This window comes from Streptomyces sp. N35 (assembly GCF_016464295.1).
Lineage (GTDB): Bacteria > Actinomycetota > Actinomycetes > Streptomycetales > Streptomycetaceae > Streptomyces.
Genome location: NZ_JAEIMH010000109.1, coordinates 1 through 25,217 on the forward strand (window position 1 = coordinate 1; position 25,217 = coordinate 25,217).

Here is a 25,217-nt window from a genome sequence, read left to right on the forward strand (position 1 = left end):
CGCCCCCCGGACCCCGCCCCCAGGCCCCCGCAGCCCCCTCACCCCCGCAACCGCCCCCGCGCCTCCATCAACGCGAACCCCAACAAATTGAGCCCCCGCCACTGCGAGGGATCGTCCGCCCGGGCGTCGTCCGCCGTGAGGCCGATGCCCCAGATGCGGTCCATCGGGCTGGCCTCGACGAGCACCCGGTCCCCGGTCCTGAGCAGGTACTCCCGCAGCTCCGGATGCGCGGCGAACTTGTGGGTGCTGCCCTCGACCACGATGCCGTAGCGCTCGCGCTCCCAGACCGCGTCGTCGAAGCCGCGCACCAGGCGCCCGGCCTTCTTCGCGGCCGCGGGCGACTTGGCGGACAGCGCCTTGCGCTCCGCCTCCGCGTCACCGAACAGCCGCGCCTTGGCGGCCATCATCCAGTGCTCGGCCGTCGCGTACTCCACCCCGTCCACCACAAACGGAGCCGGCCACCACTGGCTGAGGACATGCTTGCCCACCACCCCGTCCGCCGGTGCCGTATGCCCCCAGAAGTGCAGGAACTTGACCTGCTGCCCGTCCTTGAGCCGCGCCTGAAGCTGCTCGGTCAGGTCCTGTCCGGAACTCGTATCCATGGCCACCCCGTCTGTCGCTCCGAGCCATACACGCGAGTTTCGCAGGCGCCACTGACAGTCCGTCCTTGGTTTTCCCCGCTCACTCGACATCTGGTCGACAGATTCCGTCGAGTAACCAAAAGGAAACAACGGAATCCCTTGGCGAGAGGGTCTTCCTCTGCCAGGATCAGCACTCAAATCGAGCTGGAGCCACGGAAACCCCCGGATCCACGGAAGCCCTGGAGCCGCGGAAGCCCTGGAGCCACGGAGAAGCGCGATGAGCTACAGAGAGCGCGATGAGCTACGGAGAGCGCGATGAGTAACGCCGCACACCACCCGCACCCCCACGCAGTTCAGTTCCCCGCGCAGGAGCGCCTCGCGTCCGGAGCCCAGTACATCAACGGCACGCTGCGCCCCGGCACTTCGGGCCGCACCCACAGCGTGATCGACCCGGCCACGGGCGCCGAGGTCTACACATACGAACTCGCCTCCGCCGCGGACGTCGACGCCGCCGTCGCCGCCGCCAAGGCGGCCTTCCCCGGCTGGGCCGGCCTGACGCCCGGTGAGCGCTCCGACGCCCTGCACCGTTTCGCCGCCGTACTGGCCGAGCGCGCGGAGGAGTTCGCGCGGGCCGAGTCGCTGCAGTGCGGCAAGCCGCTCAAGCTGACCCGTGAGTTCGACGTGCCGGGCACCGTCGACAACGCCGCGTTCTTCGCGGGCGCCGCCCGCCACCTCCAGGGCCAGAGCGCCGGCGAGTACAGCGGGGACCACACCTCGTACGTACGCCGTGAGCCCATCGGCGTCGTCGGTTCCATCGCCCCGTGGAACTACCCCCTGCAGATGGCCGCCTGGAAGATCCTGCCGGCCGTCGCCGCGGGCAACACGATCGTCCTGAAGCCCGCCGAGATCACCCCGCTGACCTCGCTGTTGTTCGCCGAGGCGGCGACCGCGGCCGGGATCCCGGACGGCGTGATCAACATCGTCACCGGCACCGGCAAGGAGGCCGGCGAGCACCTCGTCGCCCACCCCGATGTCGCGATGACCTCGTTCACCGGCTCCACCGCCGTCGGCAAGCGCGTCGCCGAGGTGGCCACCGCCACTGTCAAGCGGATCCACCTCGAACTCGGCGGCAAGGCCCCGTTCGTGGTCTTCGACGACGCCGATCTGGAGGCCGCCGCCAACGGAGCGGTCGCCGGCGCTCTGATCAACACCGGCCAGGACTGCACGGCCGCGACCCGCGCGTATGTCCAAAGGCCGCTGTACGAGGCCTTCGTGGAGCGTACGAAGCAGCTGATGGAGACCGTGCGGCTCGGCGACCCGTTCGCCCCGGACACCGATCTCGGTCCGCTGATCAGCCACGCCCAGCGCGACCGCGTCGCCGGTTTCGTGGAGCGGGCCCGCGGTTACGCACGGATCGTCACCGGGGGAGAGGCGCCCAAGAACGACGGCGCCTACTTCCAGCCCACGCTGATCGCGGACGCCGCGCAGGACAGCGAGGTCGTGCAGTCGGAGATCTTCGGTCCGGTGCTCGTCGTGCTGCCCTTCGACTCCGACGACGAGGGCCTGGAGCTCGCCAACGACACCCCGTACGGACTCGCGGCCTCCGCGTGGACCCGGGACGTGTTCCGGGCGAACCGGGCCACCCGCGAGATCAAGGCGGGCTGTGTGTGGATCAACGACCACATCCCGATCATCAGCGAGATGCCGCACGGCGGCTACAAGGCCTCCGGCTTCGGCAAGGACATGTCGTCGTACTCCTTCGAGGAGTACACGCAGGTCAAGCACGTCATGTACGACAACACCGCGGTGGCCGCGAAGGACTGGCACCGCACGATCTTCGGGGACCGCTGATTCGATGTCCGGCTGCCGCCGGGTGACCGTACGGCCGCGTGACCAGCGGCCGCTCCCTCCCTCACTGGGATCCTCCCGAAAGGGCACCACGCGCCATGGAGCAGTACGAGCCCGACCGCCCCACCGCCGTCCAACTCGCCGCCTGGCGGCGCAGCATGACCAGCGGCAGGGGCGCCATGTCCCGGCGTGCGATGCTGCGCGCCACATCGGCGGGTGCGCTCACCGTCGGCGGTCTCGCGGGGCTCAGCGCCTGCGGCATCCCCGCGGCGGGCAAGAACCCGGGCGGCGTCGCGGCGGACGACCACTCGAAGAAGGAGAAGCGCGTCACCTTCTCCAACTGGACCGAGTACATGGACGTCGACGACGAGGACGAGAACCGCCGTCCCACCCTGGAGGCGTTCACCGAACGCACCGGGATATCGGTCAAATACACCGAGGACATCAACGACAACACCGAGTTCTTCGGCAAGATCAAGCCGCAGCTCGCCGCCGGTCAGGACACCGGCCGTGACCTGATCTGCGTGACGGACTGGCTTGCCGCGCGGCTCATCCGCTTCGGCTGGGTGCAGAAGCTCGACCACGCCAACATGCCGAACGCCTTCGCCAACCTGGCCCCGCAGTTCAGGGACCCCGACTGGGACCCGGGACGCGCGTACTCGTTCCCCTGGACGGGCATCGCCACCGTCATCGCGTACAACGCGAAGGCCACCGGCGGCCGCGAGGTCACCTCGGTCTCGCAGATGCTCGACGACCCGGGGCTCAAGGGCAAGGTCGGTTTCCTCACCGAGATGCGCGACACCGTCGGCATGACGATGCTCGACATGGGCAAGGACATCGGGTCCTTCAAGGACGACGACTACGACGCGGCCATCGCCCGCCTCCAGAAGGCCGTCGACAGCAAGCAGATCCGCCGCTTCACCGGCAACGACTACACCGGAGACCTCGACAAGGGCGACCTCGCGGCCTGTCTCGCCTGGGCGGGCGACGTGGTGCAGCTGCAGGCGGACAACCCGGACATCAAGTTCCACATTCCGGAGAGCGGCTACCACACGTCCTCGGACAACCTCCTGATCCCCAACAAGGCCCGGCACAAGACCAACGCGGAACTCCTGATCGACCACTACTACCAGCTGCCGGTCGCCGCCGAGCTGGCCGCGTGGATCAGCTATGTGTGCCCGGTCGAGGGCGTGAAGCCCGAACTCGCCAAGATCGACGAGGAGCTGGCCAACGACCCGCTGATCGTCCCGGACAAGGAGATGGCCGCCCGCTCGAACTCCTTCCGCTCCTTGAGCAGCAAAGAGGAGTCGACGTACGAGGAGAAGTTCGCCAAGCTCACCGGCGCCTGAGCCTTGTGCCCACCGGCGCCCGGGCCCTGCGCTCACCGGCGCGTGAGCGTCGTCCCCCGCGTGCTCCCTCGTGTGCTCCCGCCCCTCTGAACCCCTTTGTAGGTACGCCATGACTGACACCACCCGCGGCGATGTCCGCCTCTCCGGGATCAGCAAGACCTACGGCTCCTTCACGGCCGTCCACCCGCTCGATCTCACCGTCCCCCAGGGCTCGTTCTTCGCCCTGCTCGGCGCCTCCGGCTGCGGCAAGACCACCACGCTGCGCATGATCGCCGGCCTGGAGGACCCCAGCTCCGGCACCGTCCACCTCGGCGACCAGGACGTGACGTCGCTGCCGCCGTACAAGCGCCCGGTGAACACGGTCTTCCAGTCGTACGCCCTGTTCCCGCACCTCGACATCTTCGAGAACATCGCCTTCGGTCTGCGCCGGCGCGGCATCAAGTCCGTCAAGAAGCAGGTCGGCGAGATGCTCGACCTCGTCCAGCTCGGCGACCACGCGCGCAAGAAGCCGCACCAGCTCTCCGGCGGCCAGCAGCAGCGCGTCGCCGTCGCCCGCGCCCTGATCAACCACCCCAAGGTGCTGCTCCTCGACGAGCCGCTCGGCGCCCTCGACCTCAAGCTGCGCCGCCAGATGCAGCTCGAACTCAAGCGCATCCAGACCGAGGTGGGCATCACGTTCGTGCACGTCACGCACGACCAGGAGGAGGCCATGACGATGGCCGACCAGGTCGCCGTGATGAACGCGGGCCGGGTCGAGCAGCTCGGCTCGCCGGCCGATCTGTACGAGAACCCGCACTCCACCTTCGTCGCCAACTTCCTCGGCACCTCCAACCTCATCACCACCGAGGTCGCCGCCAAGGACGGCGACCGTCTGGTGGTGAAGGCCGGCGACGCCAAACTGTCCCTGCCGACCGCCCGCACCAGCGCCGACACCCGCACCGGGGAGAAGGTGCTGCTCGGCATACGCCCCGAGAAGATCGCGCTCACCCACGCCGACGAGGCGGGCACGATCCCCGAGGGCCGCAACCGCATCACCGGAAAGATCGCGCAGAGCAGCTTCATCGGCGTCTCGACGCAGTACGTCATCGACTCGCCCGTCTGCGACGCCTTCGAGGTGTACGCGCAGAACGTCGAGCGCGACAGCCGGCTCACGCCCGGCGCCGAGGTCGTCCTGCACTGGAACCCCGAGCACAGCTTCGGACTTGACGCCGCGCAGTCCCTGCTTGCGGGGACTGCCGAAGCCGCGGGTACGGAAGAAGAGGTGACCGCATGACGACGGTCGCCGACGCGCCGCCCACGGCGCCCGTCGAGCCTCCCGTGAAGCCCCGCAAGAAGCGCGGCCGCTTCACGCCGTACTGGCTGCTGCTGCCCGGTCTGCTCTGGCTGGTCGTCTTCTTCGCGCTGCCGATGCTCTACCAGGCCTCGACCTCGGTGCAGACCGGCTCCCTGGAGAAGGGGTACGAGGTCACCTGGCACTTCCAGACCTATCTGGACGCGCTCGGTGAGTACTGGCCGCAGTTCCTGCGCTCCGTCCTGTACGCGGGCATCGCCACGGTCCTGTGTCTGCTGCTCGGCTATCCGCTCGCGTACCTCATCGCGTTCAAGGCGGGCCGCTGGCGCAACCTGGTCCTGATCCTGGTGATCGCCCCGTTCTTCACCAGCTTCCTGATCCGTACGCTCGCCTGGAAGACGATCCTCGCGGACGGCGGCTGGGTGGTGGGCAGCCTCGACGCCCTGCACATCCTGGACGTCACCAGCTGGATCGGCCTGACCGAGGGCGACCGGGTGCTCGCCACCCCGCTCGCGGTGGTCTGCGGACTCACGTACAACTTCCTGCCGTTCATGATCCTGCCGCTCTACACCTCGCTCGAGCGGATCGACGGCAGGCTGCACGAGGCGGCCGGTGACCTGTACGCGCGGCCCTTCACCACCTTCCGCCGCGTGACCTTCCCGCTGTCGCTGCCCGGTGTCGTCTCCGGCACCCTGCTCACCTTCATCCCGGCGAGCGGCGACTACGTCAACGCCCAACTCCTCGGCTCCACCAGCGAGAAGATGGTCGGCAACGTCATCCAGTCGCAGTTCCTCACCGTCCTCGACTATCCGACGGCCGCCGCGCTCTCCTTCATCCTGATGGCCGCGATCCTGATCATGGTCACGCTCTACATCCGCCGGGCCGGAACGGAGGACCTGGTCTGATGACCGCCGTCACGCGGTGGATACGCCGCAACCTCGTCGTCCTCGCAGGACTTGCGACGCTCGCCTTCCTGATCCTGCCGAACGTCATCGTCCTGGTCTTCTCCTTCAACAAACCGAAGGGCAAGTTCAACTACGCCTGGCAGGAGTTCTCCACGGACGCCTGGTCGGATCCCTGCGGGGTCGCCGACATGTGCGGTTCGCTCTCGCTCAGCCTGCAGATCGCGCTGTGGTCCACGCTCGGCGCCACCGCCCTCGGCACAGCGATCGCCTTCGCGCTCGCCCGCTACCGCTTCCGCGCCCGCGGCGCCGTGAACTCGCTGATCTTCCTGCCGATGGCGATGCCCGAGGTCGTCATGGCCGCCTCGCTGCTCACGCTCTTCCTCAACATGGGCGTCCAGCTGGGCTTCTGGACCATCCTCATCGCGCACATCATGTTCTGCCTGAGCTTCGTGGTGACGGCGGTCAAGGCGCGTGTGATGTCGATGGACCCGCGCCTGGAACAGGCGGCGCAGGACCTTTACGCGGGCCCCGTGCAGACCTTCGTACGGGTGACGCTGCCGATCGCGGCGCCCGGCATCGCGGCCGGCGCCCTGCTCGCCTTCGCCCTGTCCTTCGACGACTTCATCATCACCAACTTCAATGCCGGCTCGACCGTGACCTTCCCGATGTTCGTCTGGGGTTCGGCGCAGCGCGGCACACCCGTGCAGATCAATGTCATCGGCACGGCGATGTTCGCCATCGCCGTGATCTGCGTCCTGACCGGAATCCTGGTCGGGAACCGCCGGAAGAAGCACGCATAGGACCCCGTTCACGGGAGCCTGCAAGGGAGTTGGAAATCATGGCCCCACGTGCCATGAGCAGCACCACGCAAGCCGCGAGCCGTGAGGACATCCTGTCCTCGCTCGCGGACGCCAAGCCCGTCTCGTACTGGCTCGACGACCCGGGCCGGCCCGCGGCCCTCCCCGCCCTGACCGGCGACGAGCGGTGCGAACTGCTCGTCGTCGGCGGCGGCTACAGCGGTCTGTGGACCGCGCTGATCGCCAAGGAGCGGCATCCCGAGCGCGAGGTGGTCCTGGTCGAGGCGCGCGAGATCGCCTGGGCCGCCTCGGGGCGCAACGGCGGCTTCTGCGCCGCGTCCCTGACCCACGGTCTGGGCAACGGGCTCGCCCGCTGGCCCCGTGAGATCGGCCTGCTCGAACAGCTGGGCGCGCGCAACCTCGACGCCATCGAGGAGGCCGTGAAGCGCTACGGGATCGACTGCGACTTCGAGCGCACCGGCGAGATCGACGTCGCCACCGAACCGCACCAGGTGGCCGAACTCGCCGAGATGTACGAGGAGCTGAAGGAGCTCGGCCTCGAAGGCAACGTCTCGCTCCTGGATGCCGACGCCATGCGCGCCGAGGTCGACTCACCGACCTTCCTCGGCGGCCTCTACGACCGCGACGGCGTGGCCATGCTGCACCCGGCCCGCCTCGCCTGGGGTCTCAAACAGGCCTGCCTCGACCTGGGCGTGCGCATCTACGAGCACACCCGGGCCACCGAACTGGCCCGCACCGCCGAGGGCATGGCGGTCCGCACCCCGTACGGGCGGATCTTCGCCCGCGACGTGGCGCTCGGCACCAATGTGTTCCCGTCCCTGGTCCGCCGGATGCGGCCGTACACGGTCCCGGTCTACGACTACGCCCTGATGACCGAGCCCCTGACCGACGAGCAGCTCGCGTCGATCGGCTGGCAAGGGCGCCAGGGCCTCGGCGACTTGGCCAACCAGTTCCACTACTTCCGGCTCTCCGCCGACAACCGCATCCTCTGGGGCGGTTACGACGCGATCTATCCGTACGGAGGAAAGGTCCGCGACGAGTACGACCAGCGGCCCGAGACCTTCGCGAAGCTCGCCGAGCACTTCTTCACCTGCTTCCCGCAGCTGGCCGGCCTGCGCTTCAGTCACGCCTGGGGCGGCGCGATCGACACCTGCACCCGCTTCTCGGCCTTCTTCGGTACGGCCCACAAGGGACGGGTCGCGTACGCGGCCGGCTATACGGGACTCGGCGTGGGCGCCTCCCGCTTCGGCGCCGAGGTGATGCTCGATCTGCTCGCGGGGGAGCGCACCGAGCGCACGGAGCTCGAGATGGTCCGCAGCAAGCCGCTGCCGTTCCCGCCCGAGCCCTTCGCCTGGACGGGCATCGAGCTCACCAAGCGGTCGCTGGCCCGCGCGGATCTCAACGGGGGCCGCCGCAACGGGTGGTTGAAGGTCATGGACCGCCTCGGCTTCGGCTTCGACAGCTGAGCTGGTCACGGGCCGCACGCGTGCCTCTCTTGCGCAGGCGCACGCCCCGTACCGGTGATGTGACCCGCTTCACTACCAACAAGTAGCGAAACCCGCGTAAGCAAGTCGCCTCCAGCCCCTCTCCTTCGTGTCAGGCCCAGCCACGCACACGAAAAGGAGGCCCCGCCATGACCGGCACCGGGGCTAAGGCGGCAGTCGAATGGCTCGTATCGGTCGCACCGGATCCCGAGTCCTGCCGCTGGGAGTGGGAGCGCAACCCCCATGGGGTCGCTCTCCTCCCGGCGGGCAGGCTCTGGGACGTACTGATCCTGCCGGGCGAGCTCGGCTATCCCACGCTCGACATCCTCACCCGCTGCCTCGACCGACCAGGACCCGTCCTCGCCGACTTCGGCGACGCGAGGATGGGTTTTTTCGTGCCCGCGGGCACGGCGGGCCGCTGGGTCGGCACCGGCGTACGGGGCGCCGGGCACGGCACCTGGATCGTCGTCCCGTACCCGGGCCGCGCGACCGGCAGCGGAGTCCGCTGGCTGATCCCGCCGGACGGCTCCGGAACCCTCATCGACCCGGGTCTGCTCGAACTGGCCATGCACGAGGCGGCGGCCGGGATCGCGCGGGACGAGTGAGGGGGCCCGGGTCGGCACCGAAGGGGCAGGCGCGCACTTTCCGGTCACTCACGCACTGCGCGCCGACCCGCCGTTCTGCAGGTCTGTTCCGCCCTGTTCTGTTCCATCCAGTTCCGTCCCGTCCCGTACGGCGAAGGCGAGAGCGGTCAGGATGAGGCCGCCCAGACACCAGCTCGCCAGCACGTCCAGGGGCCAGTGGTAGCCCTGCCGTACGAGACCGAAGCCGTTCGCCGCCACCACGAGGGCGCAGACGACGATCAGTTGGCGCCCGAAGCGGATGTGCGTACGGAGCAGGAGGGCCGCCGCTCCGTACGCCACGATCGTGGTGGCCGCATGGCCCGACGGATAGAAGCCGCCGGATCCGTCCATGCCGGGCGGGCCCGGGCGGTCGATCAGTGCTTTGAGCGGCGCGACCAGGGCGGGCACGGCCGCGAGGGCGAGCGCGGCGGCGAGCTGGGGCACCCATGCCGGTCTGGTCTTCAGGGTGATCCACACGAGGGCCGCGGCGAGCACCGGGACCGCCACCGCGATATTGCCGAGATCGGCGAAGAACTCCGCGATCCCGTGCGGGAATCCGCCGGTCCTGACCGCGTTGCCGACCCGCTCGTCGAAGCGCCGCAGCGGACCGTCGGTGACGACCTGCCAGGTGAAGAGCGCGAAGAGTGCCGCGAGGGCCGTCGCGAGAACCGTCGCGAGAAGAAGAGCCGGCCGTCCCGGGACCTGGACTGCGGTTCCTCGGTCAGGGGTGTTCGCGGGGGGAGTGCGTCCGGAACGAGAAACGGGAGGGGCCACCTGGCAAGCCTGGCAGGCCGGCGGGGGCGCGCGTACCTGAGGGTGTCCGCAAGGGGGGCATCCGGCATTCCCGAACAGCGGGACGAGAACGCCCGCGCACGCCACGGCCGCACGAACAGGCCGAAGGGCCAGCGCAAGGGGGGGTGTGCGCTGGCCCTTCGGAGTCCGCCGACCCTCAGGGACGGCCGACCGGACCGGTGTGCCGCGCGCCCCGGGGGGTTTGGGGCGGGCGGCCGTCCGATCTATGAGGTTCGCCGGAGCCTGGGACTCCGACCGTGTGCGCTAGGGCACGTCCGGAACGGGGCTGGGGAGGCTCCGCACCGGAATCACCCGCAGTCCCCTGCGGGCGGGGTGTTTCTCTCATCTGGGAAAAACCTACGCCTGGGGGTGCGGGTGCGACAGGCGGAATGGCATCCCGCCATCGCCCCCGCACAGGGTCTTCACAAGCCCTGACGGGTTACCCCAGGTCCGCGGGTCCGCATCCGGAAACGTCCACACATGGAAGGACGCATCCGGAGGCGGATATCCCGCTGATACCGGGTCAGACCCGGGCGAAGGCCTGCTCGAGGATGTCCAGACCCTCGTTCAGGAGGTCCTCGCCGATGACCAGCGGCGGCAGGAAACGCAGCACGTTGCCGTACGTACCGCAGGTCAGGACGAGCAGACCCTCGGCGTGGCAGGCCTTGGCCAGGGCGGCCGTCGCCTCGGCGTTGGGCTCCTTGGTGGCCGGGTCCTTGACGAGCTCGATCGCGATCATCGCGCCGCGGCCGCGGATGTCGCCGACGATCTCGTACTTCTCCTGGATCGCGGTGAGGCGGGCCTTCATGATCTGCTCGATCTTCTTCGCCTTGGCGTTGAGGTCGAGCTCCTTCATGGTCTCGATCGCGCCGAGCGCACCCGCGCAGGCGACCGGGTTGCCGCCGTACGTGCCGCCGAGGCCGCCCGCGTGCGGGGCGTCCATGATCTCGGCGCGGCCGGTGACGGCGGCGAGCGGCAGACCGCCCGCGATGCCCTTGGCGGTGGTGATCAGGTCGGGGACGACACCCTCGTCGTCACACGCGAACCACTCGCCGGTACGGCAGAAGCCGGACTGGATCTCGTCGGCGACGAACACGATGCCGTTGTCCTTGGCGAACTGGGCGATCGCGGGCAGGAAGCCCTTGGCGGGCTCGATGAAGCCGCCCTCGCCGAGGACCGGCTCGATGATGATCGCGGCGACGTTCTCGGCCCCGACCTGCTTGTTGATCATGTCGATGGCCTGGGCGGAGGCCTCGGCGCCGGCGTTCTCGGGGCCGGTCGGCCAGCGGTAGCCGTAGGCGACCGGGACGCGGTAGACCTCGGGGGCGAACGGGCCGAAGCCGTTCTTGTACGGCATGTTCTTGGCGGTCAGCGCCATCGTCAGGTTGGTGCGGCCGTGGTAGCCGTGGTCGAAGACGACGACGGCCTGGCGCTTGGTGTACGCACGGGCGATCTTGACCGCGTTCTCGACGGCCTCGGCGCCGGAGTTGAACAGTGCGGACTTCTTGGCGTGGTCGCCCGGGGTGAGCTCGGCGAGCGCCTCGGCGACGGCCACGTAACCCTCGTACGGCGTGACCATGAAGCAGGTGTGGGTGAACTCCTGCAGCTGGGCGGAGGCCTTGCGGACGACGGCCTCGGCGGAGGCGCCGACGCTGGTCACGGCGATACCGGAGCCGAAGTCGATCAGACGGTTGCCGTCGACGTCCTCGATGATGCCGCCGCCGGCGCGCGCGGTGAACACGGGCAGCACGGATCCCACGCCGCCCGCGACGGCGGCGATACGCCGGGCCTGCAGCTCCTGCGACTTCGGACCGGGGATGGCGGTGACGACGCGGCGCTCCTGCGGAATTGCGCTCATGAGGGGCTCCTTGGGCGATGTGGGGGTTTCGGACGCGGTTGTTCTCCTTCGCAGGCTAGGGGTGGGGGCGGGGTCGGGGCATGCTCCGTGCTGGAGAAGTGGGGCGGGGTTGTTGTCCGCGGCGGACAGTGGCCCGGACCGTCGCGCCCGGCTCGGCCCGAGAGCGGCTGGGCCCGCTGTGCCGGAAGGCCGACTGTCGGGGGTATCGGGGGCGGAGCCCCGCAGCGGTGCCGACCTGGTGCGCACCGGTGCGCGCGGCGGGCTTTCCCCCACCCCGCCCCTTCCCGAAACCGGGGTTCGCCCCGGGCCCCCGCATCCGAACTTCGTACGGATCTGCTCAAACGCCGCAGGGGCTGAATGGGAAGCCGCTGGACCGGGGAAAACAAAACAGGCCGCACCTGTCCGCCGCGGCGCGCGAAACCGTGAACTCCCCATGCGGGCCGACTAAATTGAGGCCTCGCACACGACCAACAGACCGCCAGGTCAGGGGGCAAGGGCCATGGACACCCAGGGACCGCAGGAGCCGCGCGCCACGCGCAACACACCGGTGCCGCCACCACGCCCCACCCATACCCCCGGCGCGGGCGCCACCCCGCAGCCGTCACGCGGCCAGGAGTTCCTGGCCTGGCTCCGCACCCCCCGCCCCGCCGCCGCGCCCGGCATCTGGCGCTTGGGCCACCGCCCCCGCCCGGCCGAGGAGCCCGAGCTGATCCCGGGGCGGCAGCTGCTCAGCGGCGCGCTGATCGCGTTCCTGTGCGGCTGGCTCGTCTGGTCGCTGCTGTGGAACGGCTATCTCGGCGGCTGGTGGGTCGTGCCCCTGGAGCTGGTCACCCCCGACTCCTGGCGTTCCGGGGACGACCAGTTCACCGTCACCGTCGTCTGGTACGCGTACTACGCCTTGATCGCCTTCGGCATCATGGTCGCCGTCGGCCGCCTCGGCCGCTGGTCCGAGGTCTGGCGCCGCTACGCCGCGCCCCGCTTCAAGCGTCCCGAACCCCGCCAGGCCTCGCCCGCCACCCCGCAGGAGGACCCGGCCCGCTGGCCGCACCTCCGCGCCGCCGGCGCCGCCGAAGCGGCCGACAAGCTGGCCGCCGAGGCCGGCGCGGGACGGATGCGGGACGTCGACCTGGCGCGGATCGAGCGGGCCTGGCAGTCGGTGCGTTCCGGCCGGCACCCCCTCGACACCTTCACCCGCGCCGTGCTCAGCGACGGCGCCGCCGCCTGTCTGCATCCCTCCGGCGCCCGCGACCTCACCACCCGCACCGCCCGCCACGATCTGCGCACCGGCCAGGTCCGCCTCGGCAAGGCGGCGGACGACCAGCGCAACCCGTACGCCTATCGAGGCACAGGACTCGCGCTCGGTCCCGAACTGCTCGGCACCAGCTTCCTCGCCGTCGGCCCCTCCGGCTCCGGCAAGACCGGCAGCGTGATCCGCCCGCTCGCCGAGGCCCTGTGCCTGCAGGCGCTCGCGGGCCGCGCGGCCGTCGTGGTCGTCGGCGCGGCGGGTATCGGGCTCGGGCCCGCGGAGAACTACGACGTGGTGATCCGTATCGGACACCCCGACTCCGAGTACGACTTCGACCTCTACGGCGGCACGAGCGACCCCGACGAGGCCGCCACCGTGCTCGCCGAGGCCCCCGTCGGCGATCTCGCCGACCCGCACCCGGGCGGCGACAGCCGCCGCTCGGCCACGGTGCTGGCCCAGCTTCTCGGCCCCTACCGTGCCGTTCACGGCCGCTTCCCCTCCGTACCGGAGCTGCGGGCACTCCTCGACGGAGCGCCGGGGCCGTTCGAGGAGCTGCGCAAGGCCTTGGACGAGGCCGGCGACGAGCCGATGCTGCGCGAACTCGACGCCCGCGAAAGGCAGTCGGGCGCATCCGGCGACCCCGGCTCCCTGCTCGCCGACCGCGTCGCGCTCCTCGACCGCCCGGCCTTCGCGGGCTTCTTCGATACGACGGGCCGGACGCAGCCCTTCTCGCTACGCGCCCTCGACCATCCCGTACGGGTCCGGATCGACCTGCCCGAACGCGGCCACGCGGACGCCTCACGGATTCTGGCCCGCCTGGTCCTCGCGCAGTTCACCGCGAGTGCCGCGCACCGCGAGGACCGCTCGCTGTTCGCGTGCCTGATCCTCGACGACGCCGCGCGGACCGTCACCCCCGAGGCCGTCCGCGGCATCCAGCGGCTGAGGTCGGCGAACGCGGGCACGGTGCTCACCCTCCGTACCCTCGACGAGGTCGCCCCGCCGCTGCGCACCGCCCTGCTCGGCGCGGCCGGCTGCCGGATGGCGCTCAGCGGGGTGACGCCGTGGGACGGGCAGCAGTTCGCGGAGGTCTGGGGCAAGGAGTGGATCGAGGCGCGCGATGTCACCGACCGGCAGATCGTTGCCGACGAGCCGCTGACCAAGGTCTCCCATTTCGTACGGAAGGTCATCACCGGCAAGGCGCCGACCGCCCAGTCCGTGACGGTCCGCCAGGTGGAGCGCGAACGCTGGTCGGCCTCGGAGCTCGCCCACGCCGTGCCGCCGGGGCATGCGGTGCTCTCCCTGACGACGGTGCGCGGGGAGCACGCCCCGCCGCTGCTCGTGGACCTGCGGGGGTAGCTCCGCTCAGGTCCGGCTGACGGCGTGGCATCCCGCGTCTCAGGTCCGGCTGACGGCGTGGCACCCCGCGTCCGGCTCCCGCATCGGCGCGGACCGGTCGTACGGGTCCACGGTCGGGGCGCCGGCGCTCGGACCGCCGGAAGCTCCTGCCGTCGCGGCGAACCAGGGCTCGATATAGCCGGTGGGCGCGGTGTCGCAGCCGGTGTTGGTGAACTCCGAGCGGTGGTCGAGCACCGAGAAGGTGCCGGGCGCGGTCTGCCACTTGGCCGGATCGTCCCAGCTCAACGTCAGCTCGCGGCGGACGATGACGCGCAGCACTTCCTCGTCGCCTTCCGCGACCGTCGTGACCGGGTAGACGAGCGTGACATCCGCGGTCACCACGAGGTCGCCCCTGCTCCCTTCCTTGTACGTCAGCCGGCCCCGGGTCTTGACCACCTCGCCCACGAGCTTGGTCTTGAACGGGTGGAAGCGGCTGATCAAGTGCGTCGGGTCGTCCTGCTCGGTCGGTTTGCGCAGCGCCCGGTCCATGAACCTGCGCATTTCGGGCTGGTGCGGATTGATCAGCGCGATGGCCCTGGCGGGCCGTTCGCCGTAGAGCACCTTCGGGTCCAGATTCGTCACCACGAGGAACTCCCGCGCGAGCACGAGGGCCTGGGCCACTTCGGCCTCGCTCATCCAGGCGGTGGCCCGTGCCGCGGGGACGTGCACACCTTCGGCGCCGTCGGCCCACTGCGCCGCGGGCGATCCCCGGAACGGTTCGGCCAGGGTCGGGGCCTGCGGGTCGACGGGCGGTGGCGCGCTCTCGGGCGGTGCGGTTTCGGGTGGCGCGGTTTCGGCGGGAAGGGCCTCGGAGGGCTTCGGGTCCGGATCGCCGCCGGTCAGGAGTGAGGGCTTCATGGCGAAGAGCAGCACCGCCACCGTGCCGGCGATCGCCGCGGCGTACCCCCATTTCCTGGCGCGACCGCGCCGGGGCTCGGTCGCACCTCCCGTACGCCAGGCGCCGGGCTCCGGGGAGTCGCGCAGCCGGGCCGCCACCTGGCGGGCCCGGGCGGAGGGCTCCGTGGGGGCGGGTGCGGCGCCCGCCTCGGACTCGCGCAGGAACCGTTCCCACTCCTCGTCCGGTATCGACGAGTCGCCCTGGCCTCCGGACGCATTTCCTTGTCCGCCGGACGAATCTCCCCGGCCTCCGGAGGAACCCCCTCGGCCGCCGGACGAATCTCCCCGGCCCCCGGAGGAACCCCCTCGACCCCCGGACGAACCCCCTCGGCCCCCGCGTCTGCCCATGCCGTCCGCCCCTTCGTCTCCCCGGCACCGGTGGGTGACCGATGCGCACGCGATCGCACAGCAGCCGCCCGGAATCGCACAGCAACAGCCCGCGCTCCCACCGCAGCAGCACAGAATCGCCACGGGGCGCACAAGTTGTCCATACACTGAGGCAGAATTGCGGTACCCGCTTCATACGTCCCGGCCAAAAGCCGACAAGTCGTCCCCGCCTCACGTCGCACCCCGTCGTCACGCTCCCTCGTCCCGCCCAGGAATTCCGGAAGGCCCATGCCGCCCACGCTCGCCTCGCTCGTCCATCACTCCGCGCTCAAGCTCCGCGTGCGCGCAGGTGAGGACCGGCTGGACACCCCGGTGCGCTGGGCCCACGTCAGCGAACTCGCCGACCCCGTTCCGTACATGGAAGGCGGCGAGCTGCTGCTGATCACGGCGCTCAAACTGGACGCCGAGGACCACGACGCGATGCGCAGCTATGTGAAGCGCCTCGTGGACGCGGGCGTGATCGGGCTCGGCTTCGCGGTCGGCGTCAATTACGAGGACATCCCGGACGCGCTGGTCGCCGCCGCGTCCGGTGAGGGGCTTCCGCTGCTCGAAGTGCCGCGCCGTACGCCCTTCCTGGCGATCAGCAAAGCGGTCTCGGCGGCGATCGCGGCCGATCAGTACAAGTCGGTGACGGCCGGCTTCGCCGCGCAGCGCGAACTCACCAAGCAGGCGCTCGCGGGCGGCCCGGAGGGCCTGCTCGCCGCGCTGGCCGCGCAGGTCGACGGCTGGGCGGCGCTGTACGACGCGGCGGGCGCCGTCGTCGCCACCGCTCCCGACTGGGCCGCGCGCCGGGCCGCCACGCTCACCCCCGACGTGGAGCGGCTGCGCTCGCGCCCGGCCCCCGCCAGCCTGGTCGTCTCCGGTGCGGACGACCGTGTGGAGCTCCATTCGATCGGCGCCGGACGCCGTCCTCGTACGGCGCTCGCCGTCGGCACCGCGAGCAGTCTCGGCACCGCCGAGCGCTATGCCGTGCACTCCGCGATCGCCCTGCTCACCCTCACCACGGAACGGTCCCGCTCCCTGCACTCTGCCGAGCAGCGTCTCGGCGCGGCGGTCCTTCGGATGCTGCTCGCCGGTGAGCCGAGCCACGCCCGTACGGTCGCGGGCGATCTGTACGGCGGGCTGCTCGACGCGCCGTTCCGGCTGCTCGTGGCCGAGACCGTCTCCGCCTCCTCCCGGGTGCACGCGGATGTGCACGCGCCCCTGCCGCCGGAACAGGCCGCGGACCCCGCGGCCGAGGAGGATCCGCTGGTCGCTCTGGCCGATGTGGTCGAGGCCGCGGCCGCGCACTCCGGTGAGGCGGTCCTGGTCGTGCCGGACGGGGGCGACCGGCTCGTGGTGCTCATGACCGACGGGGGAGCGGCGGCGTCGGCGTGCATCGAGCACGCCCGCCAGCTGGAGACCGCCCGCGCGGCGGGGCGCGACCAGCCCGCGCCCGAGACCGACGACCTCGTGGTCGGCCTCTCCGCGCCGGCCGGTCCGATCGCCGCGGCGGCCGCGTACAAGCAGGCCGAGCAGGCGCTCTCGGTGGCCCGCCGCCGAGGACGCTTCCTCGTGGAGCACGAGTCGCTTGCCGCGGGTTCGGTGCTTCCGCTGCTCGCCGACGATGCGGTACGGGCCTTCGCGGACGGAATGCTCCGGGCGCTGCACGAGCACGATGCGACGGGGCGGGGCGATCTGGTCGAGTCGCTGCGGGCCTGGCTGTCGCGGCACGGGCAGTGGGATGCGGCGGCGGCGGATCTCGGGGTGCACCGGCATACGTTGCGGTACCGGATGCGGCGGGTCGAGGAGATCCTGGGGCGGTCGCTGGACGATGCGGATGTCCGGATGGAGCTGTGGCTGGCGTTGAAGGCTACGGCGGCGGCGTCGGAGTAGCGGGTGCGGCTCGGGGGCGGTGCGGTGGGTGGCGCCTGCGGCGGGCCCTTCTCCGCGCCCCGCCCCTTCCCGGAACCGGCTGAAGGGCTGCCGGAGCGCGGCAGGAGCTGATTTGGCTAAGTCGGCCACCCGAGTGCTCCACCCCGGACAAACGCCATGCGGCCTTCGCACCCCTACGGTGGAAGTGACCCCACACCCGAGCTTCACCCGCGGAAGGGCCCGGCCATGACCGAAACCCATGCCTTCTGGCTCGCCGGCCGCCAGGCCACCGGCGAGACCACCCTCGATGTCACCTCTCCCTGGGACGGCCGCACCGTCGCCGCGGTGAGCGTGCCGACCGATGCCCAGGTCGAGGAGGCGGTGGCCGCCGCGTATGCCGTACAGGACGAGTTCGCTGCGACGCCCGCCCACGTACGGGCCGAGGCGCTCGACCACGTCAGCCGCCGCCTCAAGGAGCGCACCGAGGAGATCGCCCGGCTGATCTCCGCCGAGAACGGCAAGCCCATGAAGTGGGCCCGCGGCGAGGTCGGCCGTGCCGTCTCCGTGTTCCGTTTCTCCGCCGAGGAGGCCCGCCGCTTCAACGGCGGCGAGGCCCAGCGCCTCGACACCGACGCCGGCGGTCAGGGCCGTCTCGCCCTGACCCGCCGCTTCCCCAAGGGCGTCGTGCTCGGCATCGCACCGTTCAACTTCCCGCTGAACCTGTGCGCCCACAAGATCGCCCCGGCCATCGCGGTCGGCACCCCGATCATCCTGAAGCCGGCCCCGGCGACCCCGCTGAGCGGTCTGCTCCTCGGCGAGCTGCTCGCCGAGACCGAGCTGCCCGCCGGCTCCTGGTCCGTGCTGCCGGTCGCCAACGACCATATGCCGCAGCTGGTGCAGGACGAGCGGCTGCCCGTCATCTCCTTCACGGGCTCCGACAAGGTCGGTTACGCGATCATGGACTCGGTCCCGCGCAAGCACCTCACGCTCGAACTCGGCGGCAACGGCGCGGCCGTGGTCCTCGCCGACTACGCGAGCGACGAGGACCTGGACTGGGCGGCGACCCGTATCGCCACCTTCTCGAACTACCAGGGCGGCCAGTCCTGCATCTCGGTCCAGCGCGTCATCGTCGACGAGTCGCTGCACGACCGGCTGCTTCCCCGCATCGTCAAGGCCGTCGAGGCCCAGGTCACCGGCGACCCGTCCGACGACAAGACCGACGTGGGCCCGCTGGTCAGCGAGGACGCCGCCCGCCGCGTCGAGTCCTGGGTCGACGAGGCCGTGAAGGCCGGCGCCCAGCTGGCCACCGGCGGCCGGCGCGACGGCGCCTCGTACGCGCCGACCGTCCTCACCGACGTGCCCGCCGATGTGACGATCTCCTGCGAGGAGGTCTTCGGACCTGTCCTCACCGTCCAGAAGGTGAGCGGCGAGGAGGCGGCCTTCGCGGCCGTCAACGAGTCCAAGTACGGCCTGCAGGCAGGCGTGTTCACGCACAACGTGCAGGCCGCGTTCCGCGCGCACCGCGCCCTCGAGGTCGGCGGCGTGATCGTCGGCGACGTCCCCTCGTACCGCGCGGACCAGATGCCGTACGGCGGCGCCAAGCAGTCCGGCGTCGGCCGCGAGGGCGTCCGCTTCGCCATGGACGACTACACGTACGAGCGCGTGATGGTCTTCACCGGCATCCAGCTCTGACGCACCCGGCGGTGGAACTCCCGCTACTGAGGCGGGAGTTCCGCTGCCACCATGGCGCCCCATGGGGGAGCAAGGGCAGCACATCGGGCCGTATCGTCTCGTCGCCACGCTCGGCGAAGGCGGTATGGGGGCGGTCTACCTGGCGCGGGAGACCAGCGGCCGGGGGCGCGCCGTCGCCGTCAAGGTGCTGCGGCCCGAACTCGCCCGCGACCAGGGCATGGTGCGCCGTTTCCGGCGCGAGGCGGACACCGCTTCGTCCGTACGGGGACGGGGTGTGGCGCGGCTGCTCGGGTACGACCTGGACGGACCGCTGCCCTGGATCGCCGCCGAGTTCCTGGCCGGTCCCACGCTGCACGAAGCCGTCGGCTCCTGCGGCCCCTTCGACGAGGCGGGCGCGCGAGCGCTCGGGATCCATCTGGCCCGCGCGCTGACCGTGATCCACGGTGCCGGTCTGGTGCACCGGGACCTGAAGCCCTCGAACATCGTGCTCACCCGCGACGGCCCCCGCGTCATCGACTTCGGCATCGCCCGGCCCGAGTACGGCCTCACCCTCACCGACCCCGGAACGGCGCCCGCGACCCCCGGATACGCGCCTCCCGAGCAGGTGACCGGACGCCGCACCGGCCCGGCGGCGGACGTCTTCTCGCTCGGCGCGGTGCTCGCGTTCGCCTGCACGGGGCGGGCCCCGTTCGGCGCGGGCCATCCCGCCGCCGTCAACTTCCGTGTCGTACACGAGAATCCGGACCTCACGGGGGTGCCGTCCGGGCTGCTCGGACCGCTTGGCGCCTGCCTCGCCAAGGACTCGCCGACCCGTCCCGCACCCGAGCGGCTGGCCTCGGTGCTCGGGAAGCCGGGCGGCCCGCCGTGGCGGAGCGAACCCCTGCACGGCGAGATCGAGCGGCGCACCCGCGAGGCCGAGCGTGCCCTCGCGCTCGCCCGCGCCCAGGACCGTCCGCCTGGCCGGCCTTCGCGCAGGCGCGTCCTGACGCTGGCCACAGCTGCCGTTGCCACCGGGGGCGGGCTCACCTGGTGGCTGCGACGGAGCGCATCCGAAGGCCCCCGTATCAGCGACAGCGGTGTCCCTTACGCCGCGCCGCTCGCGAACCCCCGCCCCGGCGCCGTACCGGACGCGTTGTGGAAGGCGGACGGCATCCACCCGGACGGCCCGGACCCCGTCGCCGTGGACCGGGTCGTCGTCGCCCCGTCCGGCGGCGGGCTCGCCGCGTGGCGCCAGGACACGGGGGAGCGCGCGTGGTCCTGGCCCGGCAACGGCGCCCCCGTACGCCATGGCCCGCTGCTCGCCGCGGACCGGGCGCTGTTCGCCGTGACCCGCGGCGGATGGCTGACCGCACTCGATGCCCGCAGCGGCGCGGTGGAGTGGGACACGCGGGAGGCCGGGGCGGAGCAGGCTCTCGCCGTCGACCCCGGACACGTCTATGTCCTGGATCGCGGGCGGCGGGTCGTGGCCGTCTCGCCGCAGACCCGCAAAGTGCGCTGGCGTTCGCGTGCGGCCCTCGCCTCCACCGGACCCGTCGGCGCCGCGGTCGCCGGCGGCCGGCTCCTCGTCTGCACACGGGGAGGGGAGGGCCTGGCCTTCGACGTGCTGAGCGGCGAGGTGCGGTGGAGCGCGGACTTCGGGCCCGTGAAGCCGTATGTCGCGGACGTCGGTCTGGTGCCGGCCGTGCACGAGGACGCGTTCTGCGTGGGCGGTGACCGGATGGTGGTGGTCGACGCCGCGGACGGCCGGCAGCGCTGGACGCAGGACCACGACAGCGTGGCGGTGCGGCGCTCCTGGGGAGCCCCGGCGGTGGTGGACGGCAAGCTGTACGCACCGCGTCCCGCGCTCGTCTCGCGCGAGCTGCTCTGCCTGGAGGTCGCCGACGGCTCGCGGGTGTGGACCACGGACGTCGGGTACGCCGAGAGCGAGTTCATCAAGGACGATCTGCTGCCGGTGCAGCCGGCCGTACGCGAGGGCGAAGCCCTGTACGTACCGCTCGGCGTCGACCGGCGGGGCCATGTGGACCGCGAGCACGACCTGGGCGTGGCCGTCCTCGACGCACCGTCGGGAGCCAAGCTCTGGGTGCTCAACGACGATTCCCCCGAGGCCGGTTGGCGCCTTGCGGCGGCCGCCGGGCGGGTGTTCGTGGCGCGCGGGACCCAGCTGCGCGCGATGCCCACGTGGTGAGGTGCCACTCGCGCGGCGTGTGCGCCGCAGGAGGTTCTCCCCTCGGAGGTACGAGGCAGCCGGGGCTCACGAATCCGGCATTCCGCGGCTACCCTGCCGTGGGTGCGCGCCGATCCTGGCCGGGTGGCGGGAGGTGTGCGCTCGGGGGAGCTGTTCATGGAAGACCTGCACCATGGCGATCCGCGTGCCCTGGGTCCGTACCGGCTGCTCGCCGTGCTCACGGAGGCGGGCGGGGAGCGCCGGTATCTCGCGCACGGACCGCATGTGCCGGGACATGTCGAAGTCACCCTGGTCCAGAGCGCGTTGGCACACTCTGTCGACCTGCTGCGGGCCGCCGAAGGGCCCGGCCTGGTCGCGTACGTCGACGCCGCGTGCGACGAGGACCCGCCCTGGCTCGTCTGCCGGTACGTCCCCGCGCTGACCCTCGCCGATGTGCGCGGCCTCCTGTACGGCGGGCTGCCCGAGGCGGCCGTACGCGGCATCGGCGCGACGCTGGCCGGTGCGCTGGCGCGGCTGCACGCGCTGGGCGCGGCGCATGGTGCGGTGACGCCCGGCGGGGTGCTGCTGGGTGCGTCGGGCGCGCGGCTCGTACGGCCCCGGGGGCCGGGCAGCCCGGCGGACGACGGGGCCGCGCTCGCCGCGGTACTCCACGACGCCGCCCCGGGGCGCGCACCGGATCGCGAGCAGCTCGACCGCTGCCGGCAGCCGGACCGCGAACTGCGGCCGTCCGCCGCGGAGTTGGCCGCGCATTGGGCCGCGCAGGGCTCGTACGCCTTGCCGGCGCGGCTGGTGGGGGCGCTGGCGCGGGAGGCGGAGCAGGCGCTGGAGCGTGAGGCCGGGCCTGCGGGGGGCGCCGGACCTGTGGGGGATGCCGGACCTGCGGGGGAGATGGGATCCGGGGAGGCGGGACCTGTGCGGGAGCCGGCCGCCGAGCCGGCAGCGCCGTCCGCCGTGCGGGTGCGGGAGGCCGCCCTGTCCCGCCGGACTCTGCTTGCCGCCGCCGGGGGACTCGTCCTGGGCGCGGGTGCGGTCGCGGGCTGGGTGCTCGGCCGGGGCGGCACCGAAGCGCTCACCTCGCCGGGCGCGCGGCCCTCCCCGTCCAGGACTGCCACCCGCGTGCCGCGCGGTGTCGCACCGGCCGCGCTGTGGCGGTACGACGCGCCGTCGGGGAAGCCGCTCGTGCGGGCGCTCAGCCTGTTCGGCGGAGAGATCGGCTACGTCCCCGATCCACCGCGGCTCACGGCACTCAGCCTCGCCACCGGTGAAGTCCTGTGGACACGCGAGGACTTACCGGACCCGCAGCGCGTCCTGCCGCTCGGCGGGCAGGCCGTCACCGCGCGCTCCGGGCGCCTGGCCGGCCTGTCGACCCGGGACGGCAAGGAGCTGTGGACGCAGCCCGTGACCGTGATGTCAGGGCAGGGCCGGCTCGCCATCCTCAACGGGTCGGCCGAGGGCCGCACCGTGATCTACCACGCCGTGCCCGAAGAGGGCGGGTCGGTGGAGACCCAGCCGCCGTACGTGGTGGCCCTCGAGGTGCCGGGCCGCACCGAGCGCTGGCGTCTGAAGGTCAGGACCGGGGCGCTCGGGGACCTCGTCCTGATCGCGGTCCCCGGACTCGGCGACGACGTCCACCTCATGGAGCGCCGTATGCCCGGCGGGGCGCGCATCTACCGCATCGACGGCGATACGGGCCGCAAGCGCTGGGAACGGGTCCACGACTGGCCCGAGGGGCTGATGTCCCTGCTCGACTACGACCCGTACTCCGAGCAGCTCCTGGAGATGTACCGGGGCAGGCTGCGGGCCGCTCATGTGAACGCCGGCGCACCGCAGTGGAGCCTGGACCTGTACGACGAGCCCGAGGGTGAGGTCTCCCGCAAGCCCGACACCACCCTGGCCCGCCGCATCGAAGGGGTCGACGGTCCGCTGTACTTCCTCGCGGGCCCGCATCAGACCGTGCACGCCGTCGACCTGGGCACGCACCGCGAACACTGGCGCCACCGGCTGCCGGTGGACCTGGTCCGCGACAGGACGACGAAGCAGATCATCCCGCCCTGGCTCTCGATCACCGAGTCGGGCCGCACGCTGCTCGCCGCGCACCGCCTGGGGGTGGTCGCCCTCGACCCGCGCACCGGCACCGAGCTCTGGCGCTTCGCCGTCGCGGACGGCACCGACGGCTACCAGGTGCACACCGCGGGCCGCCTGGCCCTGATCGTCAACGGGCCTTCGGTCTACGCCCTTCCTGTTACGTGAGGACTTCCGATGACGGACGAGGAACACAGGCACTCCGAGACGCCCGGCCGGCCGGCGGAGGATGCTGGCGCGGCGGAGGATGCCGTGCCGACCAGGGATGCCGTGCCGACCAGGGATGCCGTGCCCACCGAGGGTGCCCTGCCCGCTGAGGACGCCGTCCCGTCCGAAAGGAGCCCGGCGGAGCGGGAGTCGGGTCCGGGCACGCGCGGGGGCACGGGTGGCGCGCCGGAGGACGGGGCCGGTGGCGGCGCGGGAGCCGAGGGTGGTGGGGGCGAGGTGGAGGACGCCCGACCGGCCAGGGACTCCCGCAGCGATGAACTCGACCCGCGGACGCGGAGGTTGAGCACCGGACGCTCGGGATCCGAGCGCCGGGTGCCGACCCCGCCGAGTTCGGCACAGGCGCCGTCCGCCCCGCTGGACCCGGCACAAGCGCCGCCCACGCCGCCAGGTCCGGGGCGACCGCAACCGCCCCCGCCCGGCTCGGCCCACCCCACAGCCACTTCGCCCGTCCGACCCCAGCCATCCGTCCGACCCCAGCCGTCCGTCCGACCCCAGCCATCCGTCGCCCAGCCGGAGGCCTTCACCCCCCTCTCCCCGGCCGACCCCGTATCCATCGGCGGCTACACCCTCCTGGCCCGCCTCGGCTCCGGCGGCATGGGCACCGTCTATCTCGCGCGGACGCCCACGGGCCGCACCGTGGCCCTCAAGACGCTGCGGTCGGAGCACGCGCGGGACCCCGTCCTGGGCACGCGGTTCGGGGAGGAGACCCGGGCCGCTCATCGCCTGGGCGGCACGGAGTTCTTCCCCGCGTTCGTGGACGAGGGCGAGGGCTGGTTCGCCACGGCGTACGTCCTCGGGCCTTCGCTCGCCGAAGCGGTCACCGCGTACGGCCCCTGGCCCGAGCGCGCCGTACGCGCCCTGGCCGCCCAACTCGCCGATGCCCTGCGGTCGGTGCACGAAGCGGGCTACGTCCACCGCGACCTCAAGCCCTCCAACGTCCTGATCACACCGGCGGGCCCGCGCCTGATCGACCTGGGCGTGGCCCGGACCGCGGGCGCCGCCCAGGTCGCGGCCACGGCAGGGGTGCACCCTCCGGGCCTGCGGCCCGCGCCCGGGTCCGCGGGCACGGGCCCGCACACGGAATCCGGCCGCGCCCCCGCAAACCCTCCGGGACCGGCCCCCGACCCCGCCCACCGAAAAGCCCCCACCCCCGACCCCGCCCACCAAGCACCAGCCCCCACCCACCGCCCCGGCACCCCCGCCTACATGGCCCCCGAACAAGCCGCCGGCATCAGCCCCGGCGACGCGGCCACCGACGTCTACGCCCTCGGCGCCCTGCTCGTCTTCACCGCGACCGGGCGGCCGCCGCACGGCGAGGGGGGTCCGGCCGAGGGCCTCCACCGGGGCGCCCCTGGGGGGCCGCGCCTCCGCCTTGTGCCCCAGGGCCTGCTCCCCCCGGCCACCGCCTGCCTGGCCCACGACCCGGCCGCCCGCCCCACCCCCGCCGAGATCCGTGAACTGGCAGGCGCCGGCGGCTGGTTCGGCGACCGGCTGCCCCCGGCCGTGCTCGCCGACATCGGGGCGCGTACGGCCTACGTGGGAAGCATCGGTGTACGGCGGCACACAGCCCGGCCACAGCCCGCGCGCCCCACCCGCCGCGCCCTGCTCGCCGGCGCCGCGGCGCTCGCCGTGGCCGGGGCGGGCGGGGCCGCCTGGTGGGGCGCCCAGGACCGGTCCGGGCCGGGCGGGGGTGCTGCCCCGC

General features: G+C 72.1%; 17 protein-coding genes and 1 pseudogene. 13 read left to right on the forward strand and 5 right to left on the reverse strand.

What is annotated here, in order from left to right:
- Window positions 1-38: 38 nt before the first annotated feature.
- Window positions 39-602 carry an NADAR family protein gene (locus JAO81_RS37225; protein ID WP_199552424.1) on the reverse strand — a complete coding sequence of 188 codons (564 nt, stop codon included), beginning with the start codon at window positions 600-602 and terminating at the stop codon, window positions 39-41.
- Between the two features lie 294 nt (window positions 603-896).
- Between JAO81_RS37225 and JAO81_RS37230 the strand changes: the two genes are divergently transcribed.
- From JAO81_RS37230 to JAO81_RS37260, 7 genes are all read left to right on the forward strand, one after another.
- Window positions 897-2,432, forward strand: a complete 1,536-nt coding sequence (locus JAO81_RS37230; RefSeq protein WP_199552425.1) for a gamma-aminobutyraldehyde dehydrogenase — start codon at window positions 897-899, stop codon at window positions 2,430-2,432.
- Between the two features lie 95 nt (window positions 2,433-2,527).
- Window positions 2,528-3,778: a PotD/PotF family extracellular solute-binding protein gene (locus JAO81_RS37235; RefSeq protein WP_199552426.1), complete on the forward strand. Its 1,251-nt coding sequence runs from the start codon at window positions 2,528-2,530 to the stop codon at window positions 3,776-3,778.
- Window positions 3,779-3,887: 109 nt separating this feature from the next.
- Window positions 3,888-5,051: an ABC transporter ATP-binding protein gene (locus JAO81_RS37240; RefSeq protein WP_199552427.1), complete on the forward strand. Its 1,164-nt coding sequence runs from the start codon at window positions 3,888-3,890 to the stop codon at window positions 5,049-5,051.
- A complete protein-coding gene (locus JAO81_RS37245; protein WP_199552428.1) occupies window positions 5,048-5,974 on the forward strand; it encodes an ABC transporter permease in 927 nt (308 codons plus the stop codon). The genes JAO81_RS37240 and JAO81_RS37245 overlap by 4 nt, the downstream gene beginning before the upstream one ends.
- Entirely contained in the window at window positions 5,974-6,774 is an 801-nt protein-coding gene (locus JAO81_RS37250; RefSeq protein WP_199552429.1) for an ABC transporter permease, read from the forward strand. The genes JAO81_RS37245 and JAO81_RS37250 overlap by 1 nt, the downstream gene beginning before the upstream one ends.
- A 38-nt stretch (window positions 6,775-6,812) precedes the next feature.
- Entirely contained in the window at window positions 6,813-8,258 is a 1,446-nt protein-coding gene (locus JAO81_RS37255; RefSeq protein ID WP_199552430.1) for an FAD-binding oxidoreductase, read from the forward strand.
- A gap of 167 nt (window positions 8,259-8,425) precedes the next feature.
- Entirely contained in the window at window positions 8,426-8,881 is a 456-nt protein-coding gene (locus JAO81_RS37260; protein ID WP_199552431.1) for a hypothetical protein, read from the forward strand.
- 48 nt (window positions 8,882-8,929) lie between these two features.
- Here the strand turns inward: JAO81_RS37260 and JAO81_RS37265 are convergent, their stop codons facing one another.
- The 3 genes and pseudogenes from JAO81_RS37265 to gabT form a co-directional block, all read right to left on the reverse strand.
- Window positions 8,930-9,673: a phosphatase PAP2 family protein gene (locus JAO81_RS37265; protein ID WP_199552432.1), complete on the reverse strand. Its 744-nt coding sequence runs from the start codon at window positions 9,671-9,673 to the stop codon at window positions 8,930-8,932.
- Window positions 9,674-9,850: 177 nt separating this feature from the next.
- Window positions 9,851-10,037: pseudogene (locus JAO81_RS43120) on the reverse strand (phosphoesterase); the annotation flags it as partial.
- A gap of 177 nt (window positions 10,038-10,214) precedes the next feature.
- Window positions 10,215-11,549: a 4-aminobutyrate--2-oxoglutarate transaminase gene (gene gabT / locus JAO81_RS37270; protein ID WP_199552433.1), complete on the reverse strand. Its 1,335-nt coding sequence runs from the start codon at window positions 11,547-11,549 to the stop codon at window positions 10,215-10,217.
- Window positions 11,550-12,048: 499 nt separating this feature from the next.
- Between gabT and JAO81_RS37275 the strand changes: the two genes are divergently transcribed.
- Window positions 12,049-14,151 carry an ATP-binding protein gene (locus tag JAO81_RS37275; RefSeq protein ID WP_199552434.1) on the forward strand — a complete coding sequence of 701 codons (2,103 nt, stop codon included), beginning with the start codon at window positions 12,049-12,051 and terminating at the stop codon, window positions 14,149-14,151.
- A 39-nt stretch (window positions 14,152-14,190) separates the two neighbouring features.
- Here JAO81_RS37275 and JAO81_RS37280 read toward each other — a convergent pair whose 3' ends face one another.
- Window positions 14,191-15,186, reverse strand: a complete 996-nt coding sequence (locus JAO81_RS37280) for a hypothetical protein (protein ID WP_307814093.1) — start codon at window positions 15,184-15,186, stop codon at window positions 14,191-14,193.
- A 516-nt stretch (window positions 15,187-15,702) separates the two neighbouring features.
- Between JAO81_RS37280 and JAO81_RS37285 the strand changes: the two genes are divergently transcribed.
- From JAO81_RS37285 to JAO81_RS43810, 5 genes are all read left to right on the forward strand, one after another.
- Window positions 15,703-17,349 carry a PucR family transcriptional regulator gene (locus JAO81_RS37285; RefSeq protein ID WP_199552435.1) on the forward strand — a complete coding sequence of 549 codons (1,647 nt, stop codon included), beginning with the start codon at window positions 15,703-15,705 and terminating at the stop codon, window positions 17,347-17,349.
- 225 nt (window positions 17,350-17,574) lie between these two features.
- The gene (locus JAO81_RS37290) at window positions 17,575-19,020 is read left to right on the forward strand and encodes an aldehyde dehydrogenase family protein (RefSeq protein ID WP_199552436.1); all 1,446 of its coding nucleotides are present in this window, start codon (window positions 17,575-17,577) and stop codon (window positions 19,018-19,020) included.
- Between the two features lie 61 nt (window positions 19,021-19,081).
- Window positions 19,082-21,205 carry a serine/threonine-protein kinase gene (locus JAO81_RS37295; protein WP_199552437.1) on the forward strand — a complete coding sequence of 708 codons (2,124 nt, stop codon included), beginning with the start codon at window positions 19,082-19,084 and terminating at the stop codon, window positions 21,203-21,205.
- Window positions 21,206-21,307: 102 nt separating this feature from the next.
- Complete coding sequence (locus JAO81_RS43805) at window positions 21,308-23,455, forward strand: PQQ-binding-like beta-propeller repeat protein (RefSeq protein ID WP_199552438.1); 2,148 nt, start codon at window positions 21,308-21,310, stop codon at window positions 23,453-23,455.
- A 654-nt stretch (window positions 23,456-24,109) separates the two neighbouring features.
- On the forward strand, window positions 24,110-25,217 hold a 1,108-nt coding region (locus JAO81_RS43810; protein WP_199552439.1), incomplete at its 3' end, for a phosphotransferase.

Bases quoted from the DNA above. Each gene is read 5' to 3' on its own strand.
- JAO81_RS37285 (WP_199552435.1), top strand. From the start codon at position 15,703: ATGCCGCCCACGCTCGCCTCGCTCGTCCATCACTCCGCGCTCAAGCTC.
- JAO81_RS37255 (WP_199552430.1), top strand. From the start codon at position 6,813: ATGGCCCCACGTGCCATGAGCAGCACCACGCAAGCCGCGAGCCGTGAG.
- JAO81_RS37235 (WP_199552426.1), top strand. From the start codon at position 2,528: ATGGAGCAGTACGAGCCCGACCGCCCCACCGCCGTCCAACTCGCCGCC.
- JAO81_RS37245 (WP_199552428.1), top strand. From the start codon at position 5,048: ATGACGACGGTCGCCGACGCGCCGCCCACGGCGCCCGTCGAGCCTCCC.
- JAO81_RS37295 (WP_199552437.1), top strand. From the start codon at position 19,082: ATGGGGGAGCAAGGGCAGCACATCGGGCCGTATCGTCTCGTCGCCACG.
- JAO81_RS37225 (WP_199552424.1), bottom strand. From the start codon at position 602: ATGGATACGAGTTCCGGACAGGACCTGACCGAGCAGCTTCAGGCGCGG.
- JAO81_RS37275 (WP_199552434.1), top strand. From the start codon at position 12,049: ATGGACACCCAGGGACCGCAGGAGCCGCGCGCCACGCGCAACACACCG.
- JAO81_RS37250 (WP_199552429.1), top strand. From the start codon at position 5,974: ATGACCGCCGTCACGCGGTGGATACGCCGCAACCTCGTCGTCCTCGCA.
- gabT (WP_199552433.1), bottom strand. From the start codon at position 11,549: ATGAGCGCAATTCCGCAGGAGCGCCGCGTCGTCACCGCCATCCCCGGT.
- JAO81_RS37260 (WP_199552431.1), top strand. From the start codon at position 8,426: ATGACCGGCACCGGGGCTAAGGCGGCAGTCGAATGGCTCGTATCGGTC.
- JAO81_RS37290 (WP_199552436.1), top strand. From the start codon at position 17,575: ATGACCGAAACCCATGCCTTCTGGCTCGCCGGCCGCCAGGCCACCGGC.
- JAO81_RS37240 (WP_199552427.1), top strand. From the start codon at position 3,888: ATGACTGACACCACCCGCGGCGATGTCCGCCTCTCCGGGATCAGCAAG.
- JAO81_RS37230 (WP_199552425.1), top strand. From the start codon at position 897: ATGAGTAACGCCGCACACCACCCGCACCCCCACGCAGTTCAGTTCCCC.